Origin of the sequence: Flavobacterium sp. (assembly GCF_004211145.1) — a bacterium.
In the GTDB taxonomy this organism is placed as follows: domain Bacteria; phylum Bacteroidota; class Bacteroidia; order Flavobacteriales; family Flavobacteriaceae; genus Flavobacterium.
This window is the reverse complement of the sequence record NZ_SEBS01000026.1, coordinates 12,642-33,898: the sequence shown is the minus strand read 5'-3', so window position 1 is coordinate 33,898 and position 21,257 is coordinate 12,642. Positions and strand designations below refer to the sequence as shown.

Annotated in this window: 23 protein-coding genes; 17 read left to right on the top strand and 6 right to left on the bottom strand. The window is 45.7% G+C overall.

Annotation, left to right across the window (positions count from 1 at the left end; genetic code table 11):
• Positions 1 to 312: 312 nt before the first annotated feature.
• From EOO50_RS12470 to EOO50_RS12425, 10 genes are all read left to right on the top strand, one after another.
• The gene (locus EOO50_RS12470; protein WP_290840600.1) at positions 313 to 1,230 is read left to right on the top strand and encodes a polysaccharide pyruvyl transferase family protein; all 918 of its coding nucleotides are present in this window, start codon (positions 313 to 315) and stop codon (positions 1,228 to 1,230) included.
• Positions 1,223 to 2,083, top strand: a complete 861-nt coding sequence (locus EOO50_RS12465; protein WP_290840599.1) for a glycosyltransferase — start codon at positions 1,223 to 1,225, stop codon at positions 2,081 to 2,083. Before EOO50_RS12470 ends, EOO50_RS12465 begins: the two co-directional genes overlap by 8 nt.
• Positions 2,083 to 2,652, top strand: coding sequence for an L-threonylcarbamoyladenylate synthase (locus tag EOO50_RS12460; RefSeq protein ID WP_290840598.1), 570 nt, complete (start codon positions 2,083 to 2,085; stop codon positions 2,650 to 2,652). Before EOO50_RS12465 ends, EOO50_RS12460 begins: the two co-directional genes overlap by 1 nt.
• Before the next feature lie 135 nt (positions 2,653 to 2,787).
• A complete protein-coding gene (locus EOO50_RS12455) occupies positions 2,788 to 3,159 on the top strand; it encodes a GxxExxY protein (RefSeq protein ID WP_290840597.1) in 372 nt (123 codons plus the stop codon).
• 158 nt (positions 3,160 to 3,317) lie between these two features.
• Positions 3,318 to 4,742 (top strand): HD domain-containing protein, encoded by a 1,425-nt coding sequence (locus EOO50_RS12450; protein ID WP_290840596.1) that lies wholly within the window; start codon positions 3,318 to 3,320, stop codon positions 4,740 to 4,742.
• 1 nt (position 4,743) lies between these two features.
• Positions 4,744 to 5,112, top strand: a complete 369-nt coding sequence (locus tag EOO50_RS12445) for a hypothetical protein (protein ID WP_290840595.1) — start codon at positions 4,744 to 4,746, stop codon at positions 5,110 to 5,112.
• Positions 5,109 to 5,489, top strand: coding sequence for a hypothetical protein (locus tag EOO50_RS12440; RefSeq protein WP_290840594.1), 381 nt, complete (start codon positions 5,109 to 5,111; stop codon positions 5,487 to 5,489). Before EOO50_RS12445 ends, EOO50_RS12440 begins: the two co-directional genes overlap by 4 nt.
• Positions 5,486 to 6,523, top strand: a complete 1,038-nt coding sequence (locus tag EOO50_RS12435; RefSeq protein WP_290840593.1) for a COX15/CtaA family protein — start codon at positions 5,486 to 5,488, stop codon at positions 6,521 to 6,523. Before EOO50_RS12440 ends, EOO50_RS12435 begins: the two co-directional genes overlap by 4 nt.
• A gap of 194 nt (positions 6,524 to 6,717) precedes the next feature.
• Complete coding sequence (locus EOO50_RS12430; RefSeq protein ID WP_290840592.1) at positions 6,718 to 6,900, top strand: CsbD family protein; 183 nt, start codon at positions 6,718 to 6,720, stop codon at positions 6,898 to 6,900.
• 107 nt (positions 6,901 to 7,007) lie between these two features.
• On the top strand, positions 7,008 to 7,685 hold the full coding sequence (locus tag EOO50_RS12425) for a DUF2490 domain-containing protein (protein WP_290840591.1): 678 nt from the start codon (positions 7,008 to 7,010) through the stop codon (positions 7,683 to 7,685).
• Here the strand turns inward: EOO50_RS12425 and EOO50_RS12420 are convergent.
• The 6 genes from EOO50_RS12420 to EOO50_RS12395 form a co-directional block, all read right to left on the bottom strand.
• Positions 7,682 to 8,437 carry a LytTR family DNA-binding domain-containing protein gene (locus EOO50_RS12420; protein WP_290840590.1) on the bottom strand — a complete coding sequence of 252 codons (756 nt, stop codon included), beginning with the start codon at positions 8,435 to 8,437 and terminating at the stop codon, positions 7,682 to 7,684. The two genes, EOO50_RS12425 and EOO50_RS12420, sit on opposite strands and share 4 nt — an antisense overlap.
• Positions 8,438 to 8,498: 61 nt before the next feature.
• Positions 8,499 to 8,822: a 2TM domain-containing protein gene (locus EOO50_RS12415; RefSeq protein WP_290840589.1), complete on the bottom strand. Its 324-nt coding sequence runs from the start codon at positions 8,820 to 8,822 to the stop codon at positions 8,499 to 8,501.
• 6 nt (positions 8,823 to 8,828) lie between these two features.
• A complete protein-coding gene (locus tag EOO50_RS12410; protein ID WP_290840588.1) occupies positions 8,829 to 9,143 on the bottom strand; it encodes a 2TM domain-containing protein in 315 nt (104 codons plus the stop codon).
• 2 nt (positions 9,144 to 9,145) lie between these two features.
• Complete coding sequence (locus EOO50_RS12405) at positions 9,146 to 10,489, bottom strand: 2TM domain-containing protein (RefSeq protein WP_290840587.1); 1,344 nt, start codon at positions 10,487 to 10,489, stop codon at positions 9,146 to 9,148.
• A gap of 27 nt (positions 10,490 to 10,516) precedes the next feature.
• Positions 10,517 to 11,143, bottom strand: a complete 627-nt coding sequence (locus EOO50_RS12400; RefSeq protein ID WP_290840586.1) for a hypothetical protein — start codon at positions 11,141 to 11,143, stop codon at positions 10,517 to 10,519.
• Between the two features lie 249 nt (positions 11,144 to 11,392).
• Entirely contained in the window at positions 11,393 to 13,552 is a 2,160-nt protein-coding gene (locus EOO50_RS12395; protein WP_290840585.1) for a TonB-dependent receptor, read from the bottom strand.
• A 225-nt stretch (positions 13,553 to 13,777) separates the two neighbouring features.
• Between EOO50_RS12395 and EOO50_RS12390 the strand changes: the two genes are divergently transcribed.
• The 7 genes from EOO50_RS12390 (at position 13,778) to EOO50_RS12360 (ending at position 21,189) form a co-directional block, all read left to right on the top strand.
• Complete coding sequence (locus EOO50_RS12390) at positions 13,778 to 14,959, top strand: hypothetical protein (RefSeq protein WP_290840584.1); 1,182 nt, start codon at positions 13,778 to 13,780, stop codon at positions 14,957 to 14,959.
• 73 nt (positions 14,960 to 15,032) lie between these two features.
• Positions 15,033 to 15,419: a hypothetical protein gene (locus EOO50_RS12385; RefSeq protein ID WP_290840583.1), complete on the top strand. Its 387-nt coding sequence runs from the start codon at positions 15,033 to 15,035 to the stop codon at positions 15,417 to 15,419.
• Between the two features lie 165 nt (positions 15,420 to 15,584).
• A complete protein-coding gene (locus EOO50_RS12380; RefSeq protein ID WP_290840582.1) occupies positions 15,585 to 17,474 on the top strand; it encodes a right-handed parallel beta-helix repeat-containing protein in 1,890 nt (629 codons plus the stop codon).
• A gap of 106 nt (positions 17,475 to 17,580) precedes the next feature.
• A complete protein-coding gene (locus EOO50_RS12375) occupies positions 17,581 to 18,117 on the top strand; it encodes a hypothetical protein (RefSeq protein ID WP_290840581.1) in 537 nt (178 codons plus the stop codon).
• 138 nt (positions 18,118 to 18,255) lie between these two features.
• Positions 18,256 to 18,618 carry a four helix bundle protein gene (locus EOO50_RS12370; protein WP_290840580.1) on the top strand — a complete coding sequence of 121 codons (363 nt, stop codon included), beginning with the start codon at positions 18,256 to 18,258 and terminating at the stop codon, positions 18,616 to 18,618.
• A 42-nt stretch (positions 18,619 to 18,660) separates the two neighbouring features.
• Positions 18,661 to 19,719: a nucleoid-associated protein gene (locus EOO50_RS12365; RefSeq protein ID WP_290840579.1), complete on the top strand. Its 1,059-nt coding sequence runs from the start codon at positions 18,661 to 18,663 to the stop codon at positions 19,717 to 19,719.
• An 882-nt stretch (positions 19,720 to 20,601) separates the two neighbouring features.
• Positions 20,602 to 21,189 carry a hypothetical protein gene (locus EOO50_RS12360; protein ID WP_290840578.1) on the top strand — a complete coding sequence of 196 codons (588 nt, stop codon included), beginning with the start codon at positions 20,602 to 20,604 and terminating at the stop codon, positions 21,187 to 21,189.
• Positions 21,190 to 21,257: the final 68 nt, after the last annotated feature.

Here is a 21,257-nt window from a genome sequence, read left to right as displayed (position 1 = left end):
TTTGAATGTCGAACAACGAATTTCGAACGACGCAAACGTCCAACGGAAGACACCGATTCAAATAAACACCCGAGGCGCAGCCGAACAGTATGGAGCGCAGCGAAATAAAATAAACAATTAAACGATTAAACAAAAAATGCGCATCAACGAATCGTATTATGGTTTTAATGTCGAATGACGATTAACGAACAACGAATTTCGAACGACGCAAACGTCCAACGGAAGACAACGACTCAAATAAACACCCGAGGCGCAGCCGAACAGTATGGAGCGCAGCGAAATAAAATAAACGCATCAACGCATCAACCAAAAATGGGCATCACGAACTTCCTCCAATCTACCTTCTCCCACTTCAACCGTTCGGCCCGAAAAAAGGAAGTCATCTCGCGCATTTTAAAATCGCCTGTCCAAAACAATATTGACGTCGTGAATCTGCATCGGTACGATCCCACGAACATCGGGGATTATTATTGCGGCGTGCATCATTATTTCGATAATTTGACCGGGAAATATCTCGACATTTTCGATTACAAGCGCGAAGACAAGGAAATTCGCGACATTTGGTTTGAGAAGATCACGCAGAATTCGCTGATTATCGGTGGCGGCGGATTGCTCAATCGCGAAGGTTTCGATCTGCAGATGAAATTGTTTGAAGAACTCGGCGCAAAAGGCAAGAAAACCGTGCTTTGGGGTTTGGGCCACAATGCTAAAAGCCCGTCGACGTTCGGAAAAATAAAAAGTTATAATGTCGACACATCCAAATTCGGACTTGTCGGCGTGCGCGATTACGGCATGAAGGAAGAATGGGTGCCGTGCGCGAGTTGCATGCATCCGATCTTCGATAAAACGTGGGAAGTCGAGAACGAAATCGGCATCATCTTCCACAAGAAAACCTTGACCGACGCCAAAGTCCAGAAGCAGTTTGAAGCCTTTCCGTCTACGGCGAACAACGCGGTTTTCGAGGATGTCGTGCGTTTCATCGGCCAAACCGACACCGTGCTAACCGATTCCTATCACGCGATGTATTGGAGTTTGATGCTTGGCAAAAAAGTGCTCGTAATCCCGAATTCATCCAAATTTTACGATTTTAAATACCAACCCGTGATCTCGAGTTTCGCGAATTGGCAAAACGATATCAAAAAAGTGCAATCGTATTCGGGCGTGCTTGACGATTGCAGGCAAACAAACCTTACCTTTGCCAAAAAAGCATTTGATTATTTGAATGTCTGATCAATTCGACCATTATTTAATTACGCGATTCAACCTTCGCAATCCGGAATGGGCCGTTACCAAAAACAACGAAAGCCTGCTCACGGACGAATGGATGCACGATCGTTTGTGGTTGTTCCGCAACTTTTGCTTTCCATCGGTAGCCGCGCAATCGACCAAAAATTTCAAGTGGCTGCTTTATTTCGACGTCACTACTCCTCAAAATTACAAGACGGAAATCGCCGAGCTCGTAAATGGTCACGACAATATTTTCGTGTTTTATATCGACGGGATGGGCGCTTTCTACCCGGAAATCCAAACGTACATTTCGCAACATTCACAGTCGAAACCGTATTTGATCACGTCGCGCATCGACAATGACGATACGATCCACAAGGATTTTATTTCGGAGATACAAAAGCAGTTCAAACAGCAGGAATATCGCGTGATCGATGTCATAAAAGGCTATTCGCTCCAAGTCAAACCGACTGTCATGCTCGGTAAAAAGGAGCATATTTTCAATCCGTTCATCAGCCTGATCGAGAAGAACGACAACCCGCAGACCATCTGGTCGAACGACCACAACATCTGGAAAAAAGAACGTCGGATCACGCAGGTCACGCACAAACGCCTTTGGATCGCGGTGATCCATGAGAAGAACAAAGTCAATAATTTCAACGGGTACGACAATGTGAAATGGGAGAAATTGAAGTCGGACTTTATCGTTTCCGATGAAATTTCGAAGTTTATTTCCGAAAATCTGCTCCCGCATCGCGAATGGCTCAAACTTTCACTCAAAAATAAATGGATCGTGAAGTACAAAGTGCTTAGCAAAACGATCAAAAAAGCTCTCGGCATCTATAATTTCAAGTAATGGAAGATATCGCAAAAGAAGTCCACAACGCATTTGAAGTGATCCAAAATGGCGGCATTATTTTATATCCGACCGACACGGTTTGGGGAATCGGGTGCGACGCGACGAATGTTGAAGCCGTTTCTAAAATATACAAGCTGAAACAGCGAGAGGAAAGCAAAAGCATGATCGTGTTGATGAACGGCGACCGCATGTTATACAACGTGTTCAAGGAAGTTCCTGAAGTCGCGTTCCAAATCCTCGACCTTTCTGAAAAGCCGACGACGCTGATTTTGGACAACCCGCGAAACGTGGCGAAAAACCTGATCGCCGAAGATAATTCGCTCGGGATGCGCATCGTGACCGAGCCGTTTTGTTTTAAGTTGATGGAACGCATGAAAAAGCCGCTGGTGTCGACTTCGGCGAATATTTCGGGACAGCCGACGCCGATGTCGTTTAAAGAAATCAGTAAGGAAATTGTTGGTAGCGTGGACTATGTCGTAAATTTGAACCGCGAAAAAACGGGCGGCCGTTCGTCGACTATCATTAAGTTGGGGAGTGATTTGCAGGTAAAGATTATAAGGAAATAGTTTTGGCCGCGGATTTGACGCTTCGCTTCTTTTTTTTGGCCACGGATACACGGATTTTCACGGATTGCACGGATTTCGTCCTTCGGACGTTTTCTTAGTTTAATTTTACATATTATACGCCAAATACTTTTTTATATGCCATTAGTTTACGAGGAAGAAACTTACAGGATTCGAGGAATTTTGTTTGAAGTCTATAACAATTTGGGAAGTGGTTTTTCGGAAGTCGTTTACAAAGACGCTATTGAACACGAACTGACTTTACAACAAATTGATTTTGAACGCGAAAGAGAATATGTTGTCGACTATAAAGGTCAGGTTTTAAAACATAAGTTTTATGCGGATTTTGTGTTGTTCGGCAAAATTGTCCTCGAAATTAAATCCTGCGACAAAATCAGTGCTGCCCACAAAGCGCAATGCATAAATTATCTGAAAGTTTCTAAAAACAAGTTAGCCTTGCTCGCAAATTTTAGTAGAGAAAATCTAGAACTCGAAAGAATAATTTATTGATGAAGTCATCTTGAAGATAAAAATATAAATAAAAAAAGCGAAGCTTTAAATCTGCGTCATCCGTGAAAATCCGTGTATCCGTGGCCAAAAAAACGCAAGCGCTAAAAATCTGTGAATCTGTGGCAAAATAAAACACCGCTCCAGCAAAATAAATCTCTGTGGCAAACACCAACTACATCCAAGCCCTGACCCATAAAATCTTCCCGATCGTATCCAAAGCGTCGGCCGAACTCGGCATTGAAAGCTACGTCATCGGCGGTTTCGTCAGGGATTTTCTGCTCAAACGCGATTTCAAAAAAGACATCGACATCGTCGCCATCGGTTCCGGAATCGATTTGGCGTTAAAGGTTTCAGAATTACTTCCCAATAAACCCAAAGTCCAAATCTTCAAAAACTTCGGAACCGCGATGCTTCGTTTCGACGACACCGAAATCGAGTTCGTCGGCGCGCGCAAAGAATCGTACACCGAGGACAGCCGCAAACCGTCGGTCGAAAACGGCACGCTCGAAGACGACCAAAACCGACGCGATTTCACGATAAACGCGCTAGCTTTGTCGCTCAATGAAAAAACCTACGGCGAGTTACTCGATCCGTTCGACGGCCTGCGCGATCTCGAAAATCGCATCATTAAAACGCCTTTGAATCCTGATATCACCTATTCCGACGATCCGCTGCGAATGTTGCGCGGCATCCGTTTCGCGGCCCAACTTGGGTTCGACATCGAAAAGGAATCATTGGATGCGATTTCGAGAAACAAGGAACGCATCAACATCATTTCAGGCGAACGCATCGTCGAGGAATTGAACAAGATTTTGATGACGAAGAGACCATCGGTGGGTTTTTTATTGCTGCACCATACCGGATTGTTGCATATCATTTTGCCCGAATTGACTGCGCTTCAAGGCGTCGACGAATCCGAAGGGCAAACACACAAGGACAATTTTTATCACACGCTCGAAGTCGTCGACAACATTGTCCCGAATACGAGCGACGTTTGGCTGCGTTGGAGCGCGTTGTTGCACGACATCGGGAAAGCGCCCACGAAACGCCACCATAAGAAGAATGGCTGGTCGTTCCACGGACACGAATTCGTAGGTGGAAAAATGGTTAAGAAGCTGTTTGAACGCCTTCACATGCCGCTCAACCACAAGATGAAATTCGTGCAGAAAATGGTTTCGATGAGTTCGCGCCCGATCGTTTTATCGGAAGATATCGTCACCGATTCGGCCGTTCGACGCTTGATTTTCGACGCCGGAGAAGATGTCGAAAACCTCATGACGCTTTGCGAGGCCGACATCACGACCAAAAACCCGAGAAAATTCAAGAAATACCACGACAATTTCACGATCGTCCGACAAAAAATCGTCGAAGTCGAGGAACGCGACCACGTGCGACAGTTCCAACCGCCGATATCGGGAGAGGAAATCATGGAGATCTTCAACATCAAGCCGTCTCGCGAGATCGGGGTTTTGAAGGAAGCCGTGAAAGAGGCGATTCTGGAAGGAGAAATTCCGAACGAATACGATGCCGCCTTGGCGTTCGTGCTTAAAAAAGCGGAAGGTTTGGGACTTAAAAAAGCGTAATATGGGAATCGAATGGATTTTTCTCGGAACGATAGTCGCGGTTTTCGCGTTTTGCATGTTTCGTTGGATTTCATTCGGATTTCGATTCGGCGGTAATAAAATCCTGCCTTTTTTACTCGGATTGTTGCTATTTACCGTTTCATTCTTTTTATTCGGTGGGCTGCATTTTTTGCTGATGGAAACGCCTTTCGTCAGTAGGTTTTATCACGACACGGATTTGCAGTTGGCTAACGTGATTTTCGTTTCGGTCACGATGGGATTTGCGATCATCGCCGTTTCGGAATCAATCCGCAATCGTAAAAAGGCTAAAAATTTGAAAAGCCGACATTTCGAAATCGATCTCATCGGCTCAGAAAACAACGATCAATGACTGACAAGCAGCTCGATATTCTCGCAGTGATCCTGATGATCTTGACACTCGCAGCCTGTGTGTGGCGATGGCATCTCACGTCGAAACGGTATGTCGTAAGCGCTTCGAGATTTCGTTGGTTCGGATTTTTCGCGAGCTTTGGCGGCCTTGTGCTCGCATTTGGGATTTTGGCCGTGCTGTTCGCCGCCCCTTACAACGAATCGATATTTCGGCATATCGCACATAGCCAAATCCTTCTTTCAGCAACGCTGACGATATTTGTCATGTTTTTAATGCTGATTTCATCGGAAATTTGCAGGATAATCGCCATTCGTAAACTATCTAAAATCTCGTCTGACGAAGAAATCAACGACATCGGAAACCCAACATTACCATGAAACACTATTTTCTTCCCATTGCGAAAACAAGTTTAGTTCTCGTTTATCTAGTAATTATTGCGGGCGCGCTCGTTCGCATGACGGGTTCCGGAATGGGCTGTCCCGATTGGCCGAAATGCTTCGGATACTATATTCCCCCGACTGATCAGGAACAATTGACCTGGCGACCCAATAAGTCGTTCGAGGCCGGGCAAGTCATCATAAAGGACGAAGGGCTTTGGGTCGCGAAATCAGACGTCATGACATCTGAAACGTATAATCCCGACAATTTCCGCGCGTACACCAAACACGATTACGCGATTTTTAACCCGACGCACACATGGATCGAATACATCAACCGATTGTGTGGCGCGCTTGCGGGAATCTTCGTGTTTGCGATGGCGGTGTTGTCGTTCGGATATCGAAAAGAAAAACCGTCGGTCGTGTGGCTGTCGTGGCTTACCGTATTCTTGATGGGATTTCAGGCGTGGCTTGGCGCTACCGTCGTGTATTCGGTATTGAACCCGATAAAGATCACGGTTCACATGGTCGTGGCTTTGGTGATCGTGGCGATTATTTTGTTTATCATCCGAAAGGCCAAAACCATGTTCACGTTCCGAAAACACGATTCATATTTTGGAAACCTGTTGGCCTTCGCTCTCGTCCTTACTTTGGTCCAGGTCGTGCTCGGAACTCAGGTCAGGCAATTCGTGGACGAACAGGTAAGATCGGTCGGGCATGAAAATATGGTGGCCGTTCTGGACAATCCGACGATGTCATTTTATTTCCACCGTTCGTTTTCGATCGTCGTTTTATTTGTCAATCTGTTTCTTTACCTGCGAAATAAAAACCGGGTATTGGGATTCGAAAAAATGAAATGGGTGATGGGATTGCTCGTCGTCGAAATTTTGTCGGGTATGGCGATGGCGTATTTCGGATTTCCGTTCGGGTCGCAAACGGTTCACCTGGTGATCGCTTCATTGTTGTTCGGAACGCAATTTTACATGTTGATGGAACATCGGTTTTTGAGGAAAATGACTGAAAAATCAGTATAGTAAATATCTATACCAAATAATTAATACATTGCAATCTAATTATTTGAGCCAATTTATTTAAACAATTTAATTAGATATTATTTCGCAATTCAAATTTTAATCCTGCAATCGAATCGCCAAATCCTGTAACATAAAAACGGTTATGAATTCGCAATTTTACAAGACAAATAATTGTAAAACTTAAATTCTACATCATGCCGAATTCAACTGAAATAAAAGGAAACTGGAACGAGCTAAAAGGTAAGATCAAACAAAAATACGCCGAGCTTACTGACGACGATTTGACCTACGAAGAAGGAAAAGACGATGAAATGTGGGGAAGATTGCAGCAAAAAGTCGGTAAAACGAAGAAGGAAATCATGTCGCTTTTCGAATAGATTTCCGATAATTCAGTCACCAAAAACACCTGTCCCGGATTCCGAGAATAACGCTCGGCTTCGGGACAGTTCTTTTTCAAAAGGTTTGAAATGCTTAATTTTGCGCCATGAAAAAGCATTATCCCATCATTTTCACGTTGCTGTTTTTACCACTACTATCAGTCGGACAAAGCGATAAGACCGGCGCCTGGTATATTTATTTCGGAAACATACAGCCGAAAGATTCGAAGTTTTCGCTTGATATTGAAGGCCAATACCGCAACCACGATCTCGGAGGCGATATGCAACAACTGCTGTTGCGATCGGGTGTGAAATATGCATTTGCCGACAATTTCAACATGACCGCAGGATACGCTTTCGTACAGTCCGAAGCGATCGCCGAACCCGATTCGCCTGTGCGCGAAAACCGCATCTACGAGGAGGCGATCTTATCACAAAATGTTTGGAGATTGTTCTTTCGCCATCGATTTAGGTACGAACAGCGCTTCGTCGAGGGTCGGGATTTCAACACACGCTACCGTTACTGCCTTTTTCTCGACATTCCGATAAATCATACGACCGTAACAAAAAACACGGCTTACATCGCGTTATACAACGAGATTTTCATAAACGGCATGCAGACGAGCGACACGCGAAACGTATTCGATCGCGACCGAATCTACCTTGGCGCGGGATTCCGATTCAGCAAAAGCCTTGCGATCCAAGCGGGCTGGATGAACCAGATGCTTGAGAATTCGAACAAGTCGCAAGTGATGTTGTCGATCCATCACAAACTCGCTTTTTAGGCAAGCCATTGCTTGAAATCATTGACTTTTTCACGACTCACGATCACCTCATCGTCTTTGTACGTCGGCGGAATTATCTTTAGACGCGAATTGCTGTATACGGTGATCTCGCGGCTTGCGTGAAGGGAAACGATGAACTTTCGACTCACACGGAAGAATTGTTTTGGGTCGAGCTCCTGCTCTATAACTTCGAGCGTCGGGTCGATCAGGTAGTCGCGACCATCGGACGTATGAAGATACGTTCCCTTGTTTTCACTGAAGAAACACTCGATCTCGTTCACGGGAATCACTTTTAAATGCTGGCCGATCTTTACCGTGAAACGCTGTTTGTAACTTTTATCGAACGGATTGCCGAGCATTTTCCGGATCTGTTCGAAATCGAATCCCGCAGGCTCCGACTTGGGCAAACGCGCCTTGAATTTGTTCACGGCTGTTTCTAAATCATCTTCATCAATCGGTTTAAGTAAATAATCTATGCTATTTAATTTAAATGCTTTAAGTGCATATTCGTCGTAAGCTGTAGTGAAAATTACCGCACTTTTTATCTCGACGGTTTCGAAGATTTCGAACGACAATCCGTCCGACAACTGGATGTCCAGAAATATCAGATCGGGATGTTCGTTCGATGAAAACCACTCGACGGCATCGGCGACCGAATGCAGCATCACGTCGGTAGGGATGCCGAGTTTTTCAAGTTTGCGCTGCAGCAATCTCGCAGCCGGTTTTTCATCTTCTATGATTATCGTTTTCATATTCAGTATTCTGAAATAAAATAATTTGAGTTACATAACTTAAACCAATAGTACAAATTGATCATTCCCACTTTTTCCCTTTTTCGCGCTCCATGATTTCATTGATTTTGCGTTCTTCCCAATTCTGGCCCATGAATGCGTTCGGCCCGAATGTACTCAACGCGTGAACCAATAGTCCGAAACCCCAAAAGAACGCGACCGAAAAGTTGTCGAACGTCAGGAACGCTTCATTCGGTTTCAAATCGAAATACGTCTCCGACAAGATAAACAGGTTCACGAGAATGTAAGTCGCGAGGTGTTTGTAAAAGCCGCTAACCTGCTTCACGCGTTTTCGGGCGCGTTCGTAACGCATGTGATCCAACGGGTCTTGTAACTGATTTTCCATGATGATTTAGTTTTGATTGTGTTTGTTCTGTTTGGCTTTCTCTTCTTCGATGAATTGCTGGATTTTCCTGTCTTCCCAATTTCGGCCAAGAAACGGCGTGTATTTGTAGACCGTCATGGCATGAAACAATAATCCGGTTCCCCATCCGAACATCGAGAACGGAAACCAATAGAAATCGGGCACAAAAATGAGGTTGATGGCTATCAGTATCGGGATGACGAGGCAATACATCATCACGTGGATGTAAAATCCTTTTATTTCACGCGCTTGTTTACGCGCCTTGCGATACTCGATCGACTTTTCAAATTTAGGCGTTTCCATGACTATTCCCATTTATTGTTTTTCTCTTTGTCCATGATCTCGCGGATCTTTTTCTCTTCCCAATCGTTACCCAAAAACGGCATGTAATTGAATACTTTCATGCCGTGGAAGGCGACGCCCAATCCCCAACCTATCGCAGGCCAAAGGAACCAGAAATACTCGGGCGACGTTATCAGGTTCAGGGCCATCAATCCGCCCATGAAGATGATGTACGACGCGAGGTTACCGTAGAAACCCTTGATTTCCTCGACCCTTTTTTGCGCCTTGTAATACATTGTCTGTTCTTCGTTTACTTGTGTTTCCATAATGGTTATCTGTTTGGTCAGGATCGGAATCTTGACGGTGAATGTTTTTTCGTTTTCTTCGACGAGCACGTGGCGGCGCGTCATGATGGCGTATCGGCTAACGATGTTCTGAAGCCCGACGCCTTTTCGATCCTGCAGCACGTCTTTCTTTTGCAGGTCGTTCTGTATGCATAAATAATCGTCCTCTACATAAATCCTGATGTGCAGCGGCCGCTTCTCGCTCACGACATTGTGTTTCACCGTATTCTCGAGCAGCAGTTGCAACGACAACGGAACGACCTTCAAGTCGCCGTCGGGAAGTGTTGGCGGAAGCTCATAGAACAAGCTGTTTTCGAATCGCATCTTGAGCAAATTCATGTATGTTTTCGCGAACGACAACTCTTCTTCAACGCTTACAAGTTCTTTATCCTTTTGTTCAAGTACATATCGGTACACTTTTGAAAGTGAAGTCGTAAACTTCTGGGCGCTTTCAGGATTTTCTTCGATAAGCGAACTCAGGACGTTTAAGCTGTTGAACAGGAAATGCGGATCGATCTGGTTCTTTAAACTTTCGAATTGGGCCGACGCCGTACCCGCGATTATCTTCTGCTGTTTGACCTGGTTTTCCTTGTACGCCTTGTAAAATCCGACGGCATAACCCACAAGCGTAATAAAGAACGTAATGACGATCGCGAAGATGTAATTTCCCGGTTTTTCATTCGCAATGTAGTTCGCGAACGACTGTCTCTCGATTACGACATCCTCGAAAATTCGGAGAAGGAAAATTACAAGCAACGAAGCCGTGAACGAACCGATGAATCCCAACACGATGCGCTTGGCCGAAAACCTGTTGTCAGCAAACCGCTTGTCGAGATATTTGAAAACCGCCGCATTCGCGAAGTACAGGCATAACGTGTAAAGCAATGTGAAAAGCAAGGCGAACATGGAACTCAGGCCGAAGGTCATCGGCGATCCGAGCGCCCAATTAAGGCAGACGATGATGAAAAAGATTCCCACGCCCAGCGCGATAAGTCTTGGAATGACTGACAAATTTGTTTTCATTTTTACTTGCTTTACGTAACCGCTACTTTATTTTTTTCCGCATTCCAACAAGGCGGCCATTGCCCTGTCCTGTCCCCATTTCGGGTGGAACGCGCTTTCAGGTTTGAAGTCCTCGAACATTTTGATCGAACGTTGAATTTCCTGGCACATCGGAGTCGTGTCGCTTCCGAAATATTTCGCACCTCCGATTTCGAATTCGGCTTTCCCGAACACCGCACGCGGATTCTTCGGATCGAGCTTCTGCGCCTTTTCATACAAATCCATGATCTGGGCCGAATATTTCATCGCGTTCGTCATCGGGTCCGACGCTACGTAAGCCGTGTAGATCATCGCCTGCATGACCGCGATCTCAGAATTGTCGGTCGCCTTGTCGTATTCCTTATCAAGCGCTTTCTGGGCTTTGTCAAGCAAGGCCGCGATCTGGGTCTTGTCCTGCGTTTGAAAAGCCGATACCGTGTTCACCAAAGCGATGTAGTAATTCGGGAGCCATTGGCTTTTCTCGGCGGCTGCGATGCGTTCGAACATTGCCGTTGCCTCGACCGGTTTTCCTTCGCCCCAAAGCTGGAGGCCTTTCTGCATTCCTTCTTCATATTTCGATTGCCCGATCGCAAAGGAGAACATAAAAAGTGCGAGTGTCGTAAGTGTCTTTACCATGATTTCTTGTTTTAACTGGTTGTGTTTAAATGTGATTGATCAACTGTTCGTATTTGATGATCCAAAAGTAGGATGATTGAAACGGTTTGAAAATTTTATGTGGATGAATTGTTGAATTTTGGGGATGGATTGGGTTGTGAGTGCAAGGCGCAAAGTGCAAGGTGCAAAGTTTCGCTTTCATCCCAAATTGATTACTCTTTTCTTTTGCACATATCGCTTTGCACTTTGCGCCGTGCACTTTGCACTCCCCTACAAATTATTCAACTGATTACTCTTCCTATCCTGACTAATCGTCCAAAAGAACCCAACGAAGAAAAAGCGGTCGGCGGTCGGGGTGATTTCGCGTCGTTCGAAAACGCCGTTCGCGTTGGCTGTGTTCGCATATTCGTAGTTGTAGACGTTTTGTGTTCCGAGTACGTTGCTCACTGAAAAGTACAAAATCTTCTGCTGGCTCAGCAAATACGCCCAACTCAAACTCAGGCTGTTGTACCCTTTCGTCTTGCCTTGCAGGAATCCCGGTTGGTTTGGATTCGTGTACGGTCGGCCCGTGGCGAACGAATTCGTCGCGCTGACTTGTGAACGCCAGCTTTCGATCCAGTATTTTCCGACGACCGAAAGGCTGTGGTCGGCGACGAACTGCGGCTGGGCTTTTATCGGATAGTTGCGATAATCGCGCTCGGTGTCGATGTACGAATACGAAACCCAATATTCGAAGTTCCTGAACGAGCGTCCGTCGCGCCAAAAAACGTCGAGACCTTGCGCATAACCGGATCCGTTGTTGCTATAGTTTGAATTGAACATGGCCGTTTCAGTATCGTATTTCACCAAATCGCGATAATCTTTGTAATAGGCTTCGATGCGCAACGTCTGGCGTTCACGGTTCCATTGGTAGTTCAGGATGTAGTGCGTGGCTTTCTCGTTGTCGAATTTATGGAATTCCGAAAACTTCACGTAGCCTTGGCCCGGAGCTTGTTGGAAATCACCGTAGGCTAATGAAAACTGTCCTCGTTTGCTGACTTTGTATGCGGCCGAAATGCGAGGCGAAACCGCCGATTCCTCAAGCAGGTCGTTGTAAGCGGCGCGCATCCCGAGTTTCACGGCGAATTTCTTCGAGAAGAAAACGTCGGCTTCGGCATACGTCGCGCCGATTCCCGAATTGTAGTCGACGCCCAACGTCTGGTTCTCGAAAACATCGTACGATTCATCGAAATCCGTGAGAAAATAATCGGCGCCGACCGACAATTTCACGCGGTCGGAAAAACGCTTGCTCAACTTGAGTTTCAAATGCATGGCGTTCTCGGTATTTTCGACATTGTCCTGATTCAATCCGATGTCGTTCTTGCCCAAACCGTAACCCAAACCGGCCGTGATCTGCCACGTCCTGCCCAAATCGCCTTTGTACGAAGCGTTCACATACAAGTTGTTGTTTTGCACGGCGACGCGCGTCGGAACCTCGGTATTGATGCTTTCCTGGTTGATGTCGAAGCGAGACGAATCGAAAGCCGCGTAAATCTTGAGCAGGCCGTTCTCGAAGTGTTTCCGATAGACCGCTTCGCCCGCAAAAGTCTGGTACGCGCGGTTCCAGCTCACGTTTTGCGGAATCGCCCATTGGTAAGGCGCGAGGTCGATGTAGCTCGCGTTCAGGCTCAACGACGACTTTTCCCATTTTTTGGTATGCCCGAGTCCAAGCCCGACGGTCATTAGCGAAATATCGGTCTTGTTCTGGTCAGGATCGTCCTGCGTATTGAGTAACAGCACACTCGACAACGCTTCCCCGTATTCGGCCGAATAACCGCCCGTCGAAAAACTGATGCCGCTGAACAGAAAAGGTGAAAAACGGCCGCGCGTCGGCAAATTGTTCGTCGTCGATCCGTACGGTTGTGCGACCCGGATGCCGTCGACGAAGGTCTGGGTTTCATCGGCCTCGCCACCTCGTACGAAGAGACGTCCGTCCTCGCCTACCGTATTCGTTCCGGGCAACGTCTGCAATGCGGCTACGATATCGCCCGACGAACCCGCCGTAGTCACGATATCAAGCGGTTTCAATACCGAAACGCGTGCCTTGTCTCCGGCCTCAAAAGTTCCTGCAGTAACGACGACCGCGTCCAACGTCGTGACGCTTTCGCGCAGTTTGAAGGTTTGCGGTTGATAGGTCGCGATGTCGATCGTCGTATTCGTGGTTTCGAACGAAAGGAACGAGATCACGAGTTGCCGGGTTCCGGTTTCGGTTGTCGTGAAAACGAAAGTGCCGTCTTCGATGGTCGTGCCTCCGTCGTATGAACCTTCGATGAATACGTTCGCTCCCGGAATCGGCTCGCCTTTCGGATCGGTGACTTTCCCTTTGATTTCGGTTTGGGCAAACGCGGCGATCGGGAAAAGTAAAATTGCAAGTGCGAAGATTGTTTTCATTGTGGCTGTTTTGATTACGAGGCAAAGTTGAGCAAGCTTAGTCGGATGTGAAAACAAAACCTACCGAGTTGTCGATTTTGGAGGATGAATCGCAAATGTTCTCTTTCCATAAAAACCGAATGTAAAAATGTGGAAAAAATCAATGGGATAAAAATCGCATGTTGCAATGTTCGATTAAATTCATAGATTGCTTATTATTTCCTTCTAAAAAAAACCAAAACACCGATGAAAAACTTTTTTGTGTGTGTCGCGATTCTCGTCGCGTCAATTTCTTTTGCCCAAATCCGATTCGAACCCGGTTATTACCTCAACGCGCAAAATGCGAAAGTTGAAGGTCTGATCCGTAATGTCGACTGGCAACAAAACCCGAAATCAATCGAATTCAGGGCGAATGAGCAAGCCGACATCGAGAAGATTTCAGAGAATGACCTACAAGGATTCTCGGTCGGAGAAACAATCTATACAAAATTTACGGTCGATGTGGATCAGTCATCGCGTGACAACGATCGGCTCAGCGTTAATAAAAATCCGGAATGGAAATCAGAAACGATCCTGCTAAAGGTATTGGTAACGGGAGATCTGGCGTTGTATTCGTACGTCGTTGGCAACGAGTACCGTTTTTTCATGAGTGTCGCGCCTCACGTCAAACCCGAACAGCTTGTTTATAAACAATACTTGAGCGACAATAATACTATCGCGAAGAATACGTTTTTCCGACCGCAGCTATTTACTGCGATGCGTGCCAAAAATTATCCGAGCTCCACGTTTGAAAAACTGGACTATTCCCAACAAGACCTCTTGCCGCTATTTCAAAAATACAATGGCGTGGAAATCGCCTCGGAAAAACAGAAAAAAGCAAAAGGCAGCCTTAACCTAAAAGTTGTCGCGGGCGCTTACCTGTCGAAATTGAGCGCACGGTATAAATTTTTTACCGTGGAAGACATGGATTTCGGTAATAAGACGGTTCCCGTATTCGGCATCGAAGGCGAGTATGTGCTGCCGTTCAACAAAAACAAGTGGTCGTTTTTCGCAGCACCGACTTTTCAATCGTACAAAGGCGAGACAACAGTTGGCGACGATAAAGCCACGGCAGAATATAGATTCATTGAGATTCCAATCGGAGTCCGACATTACTTTTATCTGACCGACAATTCCCGATTGTTCCTAAACGTCGGTTTTTCGTTTTCGACGCAGTTAAGCGGTTCTGAAATTGTTTACCCGCAGCAATTCAGCGACCAAAGCGTTCCGCTCACACGTGCATCGAGCGTGCTTGCAGGGATTGGATTCAGCGCCAAACGATTGAGCGTCGAATTCCGTTTGAATACGAAGCGCGATCTGGTAAATTTTTTAAATTGGTCCGGCGATTACACGTCGTACGGCGTGCTGTTGAGTTATAAAATATTGTAAACTTATGCGTTAGGCTCGCCATTGCACGAATCGAATTAATTGTTATATTTGAAAATAAAAACTCAACTAAACCATGAAACACATCAAAACTTTAGCTGTAATCGCATTCTTTTTCGTCGTGAATATGACGTTCGCGCAATCATCGGCGAAAAATTGGCCAAAACTCAAGGACGTTAAGGAAGTTACCGCTCGTATCAACATGAACATCGAGAACAACAATCAGAACGCCTTCGCATTCGCCGAAACGCTCAAAGGACAGACACAACAACTCGCCACAAGCGAAATTCCTGCCGAATTCAACAACAAGAAGACTCAGGAAAACGTAAAACTCATCGCTGCCAAAGCCGAGGAATTGAATAAGAAAGCCCTTGCAAAAGCACCATTCGCTGAACTTAAGGCGCAATTCAACGAGATACAGACGCTGATCAATTCGCTAACTGAAGTGAAAAGCACAAAATAATTAAAAGCCCGTTTGTCGGGCTTTTTTTTCGCATATAAGTCACTCTTTTTCATTATCTTGTAACCACTTTTCCAAAAAGCAATCCAATCGTTGGGCTCATAATGCATAACGGTTATTGGTAAACCCATTCTCGCGATTTACGAATAACCATTAAATATCGCTATTATGAAAAAAGCAATGATTACCATGGCGCTTTTGGCGCTTTTTTCTTGTTCCGACGAGGATTTTTTAAAAGACACCGAACCGTCAAAAAAAGAATCCCCGACTGCAAGGGAACTCCGGCTTCTCGAGTTTGATTCGAAATGCATCACGTTGTCCACTTTTGGCAACGATCCGTCGGGAAGCAATCGTGAGTGCCTCCAAAATCAAATCAATTTAGCGAAAGCAAATGGATACGACGGTTTACACATCGGTGCAATCGACTTTTATGTGAATGTGACTTTTGCGACGGACAAGAGCCTGAAAATCCCTTCAGATTTTGCGCTGATAATGGAACCGGCCACGACTTTACGCGTCACGCCAAACAGCGCCGCAGGATATGCACTAATGGATATCGGTGGACTATATGAAAATGGCGCCGACATTCACGACGTCGAAGTTTCGGGCGGACAACTGATCGGCGATCGCATATTGCATAACAACCCTGTAATCAACGGCCATCTGGTCAGGATCAGAAGCGCTCACTTCGTAAAAATGGAGGGCGTGACAATGCGGGAGGCCAACTGCGACGGGCTTTACGTAACTGGTAATGTCATTTCAAACCAACCTAATTATACCCAGCCGTCAAATATCGCGATTCACAACTGCACATTCGACAGCAACAGGCGTTCGAACATTTCCATCACCGACGGTTATGCCATCGAAATCACAAGTTCCACCTTCAAGAACGCCGGCGTGAACATGGGGACTTCGGCGGGCGCTTCGCCAAAAATGCAGGTAAATATCGAAGGCGACCGTTATTGGGCCGATCCCGAGCATACGCAGTTGGTCTGGCTAAAACATCCGCACGATATAAAAATCTCTAATAACGTCGCTTCCGGCGGCGCGGGAGCTTCTTTTTACGCCTCGCTTACCGATCATGTGCTGATCCAGAATAATTCGGCCGACACGCCTATCGGCTACACGTATGGAGACAACATTTCCATCCTCGGAAATACAGTGGTCAACCCTGGCGGAACGGGTATCGCCGCCGGGTTCAATTCAGCGACGAGCACTGTAAATCATGATAACCTTATCGATGGAAACTCGATTATTGATTGCAACATCGGCCTGGTGCTGAACAACCAAAAAACGATCGTGTCCAACAACAAATTCAAGGATTGTGCGAGCTATGCAATTAGCTTCGGACACTCGAAGGACAACCAGATCATCGGAAATAACATATCCAGCACGGTGCCGAACAGTTCGGGCATTAAAGTTACCAATCCGACGATGGCAGACAATCTTGAAATCCGGAAAAACACGATTTTCATCGACGGCGGAACCACCTCGTCTGGTATTTCACTAAAGAACCTCAACACGGCGGCAGGACAGGAAAATTTCAAGCTATACATCATGAGTAATACCGTCAGCACGACCGGATTGTGCCTATTAACGTCGGTGACGGGAGCCGAGGTCATCGACAACCAATTTATTACCATGAATGCTTTTACCATATCATCGGCGAGAAACCTAATAATGAAAAGCAATTCACTGCTCAACAATGCCCCGACGGCAAACGTCAATACTTTGTTACTTAAAGACAACGTCGAGACCAATACAATCGCGTTGAACAATATTGAGAACATCTCGACGAACGCCAACGCCCATGCGACACAGATCATGGATTGTGCAAATCTCAATTTCTCTGGCAACACGTTGAAGCACAACATGACGCGAACGTTGCACATGACAAACCTTACCGATTGCACAATTGCCGAAAACAATGGTGACATCGACACCGTTTCATTATTCTTATTCGGCACCAACATGACCAACTGCCTCATACTAAACAACAAGGCGGTGCTCACTCCCCACACGCGGGAATCGATAAACGGCGTCGTCATAATACAATAAGATTTACAGAAAAGCCGCGAAATGAGATCGCGGCTTTTTTTGTTGATTACTTTTTCACCAAACACTCTTTTTGTGTTTTATCTTTGCGTTCTCTAATTTTTGAATCATGGTTTACAAATTCAGGGCGATCCTTGATGCCGAAGAAGATATTTTCAGGGACATCGCCATACAGAGCGACGATACGCTCGAAGACCTGCACAACGCATTGGTGAACGCATTTGGTTTTGACGGGTCTGAAATGGCTTCGTTTTATACGTGCGACGACAAGTGGAACCAGGAAGAGGAAATTCCTTTGTTCGATACGGGCGACGTCGCGGGGGAGCAAATGGTCATGGCCGATTATCAACTGTCGGGCATACTTGACGAAGACAATACGAAAATCATTTACGTATACGATTTTCTCAACATGTGGACGTTCCTGATCGAACTCGCCGCAATCGAGGAAGCACAAGCCGGCGAAACCTATCCTGCCATGCTTTTCGCCCACGGCATCATGCCAGCCGAAGCCGGCGAAAAGGAATTCGAATCAGAAAACGCCATGGATTTCGAGGAAGAAGACGGTTATGATGACGATGACCTTGACGAGTTCGGCGATCATGATTCGAGTTTTGAGGATTATGGGTTTGAGGAGAATTGGAATTAGGCGCGAAGCGCTGTACAGAGTGCAAAGTGCAGAGTACAAAGTGCAGAGCGCAAAGTACAAAGCGCAGAGTACGAAGACTTAATTGAATGTTCTGAATAAACTATAGATATATGCCTTTATTAAAAAATACACGCCAAAATGACAACTTACAGAGATTTAAAAATATGGCAAAAAGCCATTGAACTTGTTACGGATATTTACGACATCACAAAATCGTTTCCCAAAGATGAAGTCTTCGGATTGACCTCTCAGCTTAGAAGAAGTGCTATCAGCGTTCCTTCGAATATTTCGGAGGGATACGGCCGATTCAGCAACAACGAGTTTAGAAGATTTTTGCTGATTTCAAGAGGTTCGTTATTCGAATGCCAAACCCAGATCGAAATTGCACGTCGATTAACCTACCTGTCAGAGGAAAAATTCAAATTTATATACAATAATAGCCAAGAACTTGATGCCATGTTAACTGCTTTTACAAAGAAACTTCAGAAGAACATTTCTTAAGCAAAACTTTGCGCCTTGCACTTTGCGCCTTGCACTCAAAAAATGATAAACCTATTCAATACCCAAATCGACACCCTTTCCCTACATCGCGTCGGGAACAAAAGCCGTAACGAAGGCGCGTTCATGTCAGAACAGCCGTTCCACCCGAACGATGAGCTTACGATTCTGCTCAAGGAATTTTTCTTCAAGCCGTTCCGCGACAAGGAGGAAAATTATTATCAGTTTGCGCACGAGGTCGATTTGGAATACAACGATTTGTACAAGTTGGCGAATGAGATATTCGACAATCCACAGAACGCCCACGAGATTTCGAAGAAAATCACGCAGCATCTGTACGACCAATCGGGGCATCCGCACATCAAGAACGGGGAAGTTTACGTGACATACCTGACAAACATTTCCATCGACAACAACAAGGTCGACGCCATCGGAATCTTCAAAAGTGAGATCCAGGCCGACTATCTGCAGTTCGACGAGAAAGGCCAGAACCTTGAAATGCGTCTCGAGCACGGCATCAGTTTGAACAAGCTCGACAAAGGCTGCTTGATCTTCAACTACAAAAAAGAAGAAGGTTTCAAAATCTTATCGATCGACGCCAACCGATATGACGCGCGTTATTGGCTTGAGCATTTCCTCAACGTCGACGCGTTCGAAGATGAAAACTTCATGACCAAAAAATACCTTAAGTTCTGCCAAAGCTTCGCGAAAGACGTCGTGCTTCCAGCCGAGGACAAGAAAGAAGAAGTCATGTTCATGAACCGATCGGTGAATTATTTCGCCAAGAACGACCAGTTCGAAGAAACCAATTTCCTGAACGAAGTCCTTGACAATCCCGACTTGATTCCCGAATTCAAGAACTACAAAGTCGACAAGGGCGAAAAATTCAGCATCGAGGATGTTTCGACATTCCCGATTTCGAACTCGGCCGTGTCGGACGCGAGAAAATCAATCAAGAACGTGATCCATCTCGACACGAACATCCAGATCAAGCTGGACTTCGTGAACCCGGAAAGCGCCGAGAAATTCGTGGAAAAAGGCTGGGATGAGGAAAAGCAGATGTATTATTATTTGGTGTATTTCAATAAGGAGCAGAAGTCGTAGTTGCTGTCGGCAATAGGCTTTTGTGAGTAATATAAGGCGGCTTTCGGTTTAACTGGAAGCTGTTTTTTTTTGGCTGTAGGCTTTAAGCTTTAGGCAGTATGCTTTCGTATCGTCGGAGATAACGACTTTGCTTCAATTGAAAATGAATCGTCCGTTCTACCGCGAGCGAAACCTAAAGCGTTTTATTGCCTTAAGCTGTAAGCTATAGGCCGTATGCTTTTGTATTGTCGGAGATAACGATTTTGCTTCAATTGAAAATGAATCGTCCGTTCTACCGCGAGCGAAGCCTAAAGCGATTTTATTGCTGAAAGCTGTAAGCTGTAGGCTATAGGCAGTATGCTTTCGTATCGTCGGAGATGACGACTCTGTTTTAATTGAAAACAAATCGTCCGTTCTACCGCGAAGGAAGCCTAAAGCATACAGCTTAAAGCCTAAAGCGTTTTATTGCTGTAAGCTGTAAGCTATAGGCAGTATGCTTTTGTATCGTCGGAGATGACGATTTTGTCTCAATTGAAAACAAATCGTCCGTTCTACCGCGAGCGAAGCCTAAAGCGTTTTTATTGCTGTAAGCTGTAGGCAGTATGCTTTCATATGGTCGGAGATGACGACTCTGCTTCAATTGAAAACAAATCGTCTGTTCTACCGCGAAGGAAGCCTAAAGCATACAGCTTAAAGCCTAAAGCGTTTTATTGCCATAAGCTGTAAACTATAGGCAGTATGCTTTCGTATCGTCGGAAATGACGATTTTGTCTCAATTGAAAATGAATCGTCCGTCCTATCGCGAGCAAAGCCTAAAGCTTACAGCTTACAGCCTAAAGCCTAAAAGCCCAGACGCAACCTTTTCACAACCAGCGCATCTCTCTCCTATCAATCAAAGCAATTATGAAATCAAAAATTACCTTACTTCTATTTACCGTTTTCGCTTTTGCAGCCTGCACGAGTGACAACAATGTGACCGAACCCGTTGACAACGATCCGATCACGGGAAACAAAATGCTCATGCTGAAAGTCGATTACCTGACCAACGCGTTCGAAGGCGGGACCGAACTTAGCTTCGAAGAAACCGACGCGACCACGTTCACGATCGAAACCGAATACCAAACGCCCGGCGATTTCGGTTGGGTAAAGATGTATTACGCCGAAGTCGACACCAAATTCTTCGACGGTGAAATCCACTGGATGGGTTTGGGAACGCTGCATTGTCCCGAGAATTTCGACCCGGCAAGTTCGTTTGACCATGTACTTACTGAAGATTTCGTCACGCCTCAAGGTGGATTCGACAATATTTTCAATCCATCGGAACAGGAATACGATTACCAGATTCCCTGGTCGCACGTGCAAGGACTTGTCAAAGTGCGTCAATATCTGGCGAGCAATCCAACGGCAAGCGCGAAAATTTTCCTGTACACGCCGAGTGTCGGCGTAGGAAATCCATCGGATTGGGATTGGATCGTGATTTTGAAGAATTAGGATTTTATATTTTACGATAAGGGTTAGTTTAGTTTTACGGCGTCTTACGGTTGTAAGGCGCTTTTTTG

Bases quoted from the DNA above. Each gene is read 5' to 3' on its own strand.
- EOO50_RS12380 (WP_290840582.1), top strand. From the start codon at position 15,585: ATGAAAAAAGCAATGATTACCATGGCGCTTTTGGCGCTTTTTTCTTGT.
- EOO50_RS12430 (WP_290840592.1), top strand. From the start codon at position 6,718: ATGCCGAATTCAACTGAAATAAAAGGAAACTGGAACGAGCTAAAAGGT.
- EOO50_RS12395 (WP_290840585.1), bottom strand. From the start codon at position 13,552: ATGAAAACAATCTTCGCACTTGCAATTTTACTTTTCCCGATCGCCGCG.
- EOO50_RS12460 (WP_290840598.1), top strand. From the start codon at position 2,083: ATGGAAGATATCGCAAAAGAAGTCCACAACGCATTTGAAGTGATCCAA.
- EOO50_RS12405 (WP_290840587.1), bottom strand. From the start codon at position 10,489: ATGAAAACAAATTTGTCAGTCATTCCAAGACTTATCGCGCTGGGCGTG.
- EOO50_RS12455 (WP_290840597.1), top strand. From the start codon at position 2,788: ATGCCATTAGTTTACGAGGAAGAAACTTACAGGATTCGAGGAATTTTG.
- EOO50_RS12420 (WP_290840590.1), bottom strand. From the start codon at position 8,437: ATGAAAACGATAATCATAGAAGATGAAAAACCGGCTGCGAGATTGCTG.
- EOO50_RS12410 (WP_290840588.1), bottom strand. From the start codon at position 9,143: ATGGAAACGCCTAAATTTGAAAAGTCGATCGAGTATCGCAAGGCGCGT.
- EOO50_RS12445 (WP_290840595.1), top strand. From the start codon at position 4,744: ATGGGAATCGAATGGATTTTTCTCGGAACGATAGTCGCGGTTTTCGCG.
- EOO50_RS12440 (WP_290840594.1), top strand. From the start codon at position 5,109: ATGACTGACAAGCAGCTCGATATTCTCGCAGTGATCCTGATGATCTTG.
- EOO50_RS12435 (WP_290840593.1), top strand. From the start codon at position 5,486: ATGAAACACTATTTTCTTCCCATTGCGAAAACAAGTTTAGTTCTCGTT.
- EOO50_RS12360 (WP_290840578.1), top strand. From the start codon at position 20,602: ATGAAATCAAAAATTACCTTACTTCTATTTACCGTTTTCGCTTTTGCA.
- EOO50_RS12400 (WP_290840586.1), bottom strand. From the start codon at position 11,143: ATGGTAAAGACACTTACGACACTCGCACTTTTTATGTTCTCCTTTGCG.
- EOO50_RS12390 (WP_290840584.1), top strand. From the start codon at position 13,778: ATGAAAAACTTTTTTGTGTGTGTCGCGATTCTCGTCGCGTCAATTTCT.
- EOO50_RS12375 (WP_290840581.1), top strand. From the start codon at position 17,581: ATGGTTTACAAATTCAGGGCGATCCTTGATGCCGAAGAAGATATTTTC.
- EOO50_RS12470 (WP_290840600.1), top strand. From the start codon at position 313: ATGGGCATCACGAACTTCCTCCAATCTACCTTCTCCCACTTCAACCGT.
- EOO50_RS12365 (WP_290840579.1), top strand. From the start codon at position 18,661: ATGATAAACCTATTCAATACCCAAATCGACACCCTTTCCCTACATCGC.
- EOO50_RS12425 (WP_290840591.1), top strand. From the start codon at position 7,008: ATGAAAAAGCATTATCCCATCATTTTCACGTTGCTGTTTTTACCACTA.
- EOO50_RS12385 (WP_290840583.1), top strand. From the start codon at position 15,033: ATGAAACACATCAAAACTTTAGCTGTAATCGCATTCTTTTTCGTCGTG.
- EOO50_RS12415 (WP_290840589.1), bottom strand. From the start codon at position 8,822: ATGGAAAATCAGTTACAAGACCCGTTGGATCACATGCGTTACGAACGC.
- EOO50_RS12370 (WP_290840580.1), top strand. From the start codon at position 18,256: ATGACAACTTACAGAGATTTAAAAATATGGCAAAAAGCCATTGAACTT.
- EOO50_RS12465 (WP_290840599.1), top strand. From the start codon at position 1,223: ATGTCTGATCAATTCGACCATTATTTAATTACGCGATTCAACCTTCGC.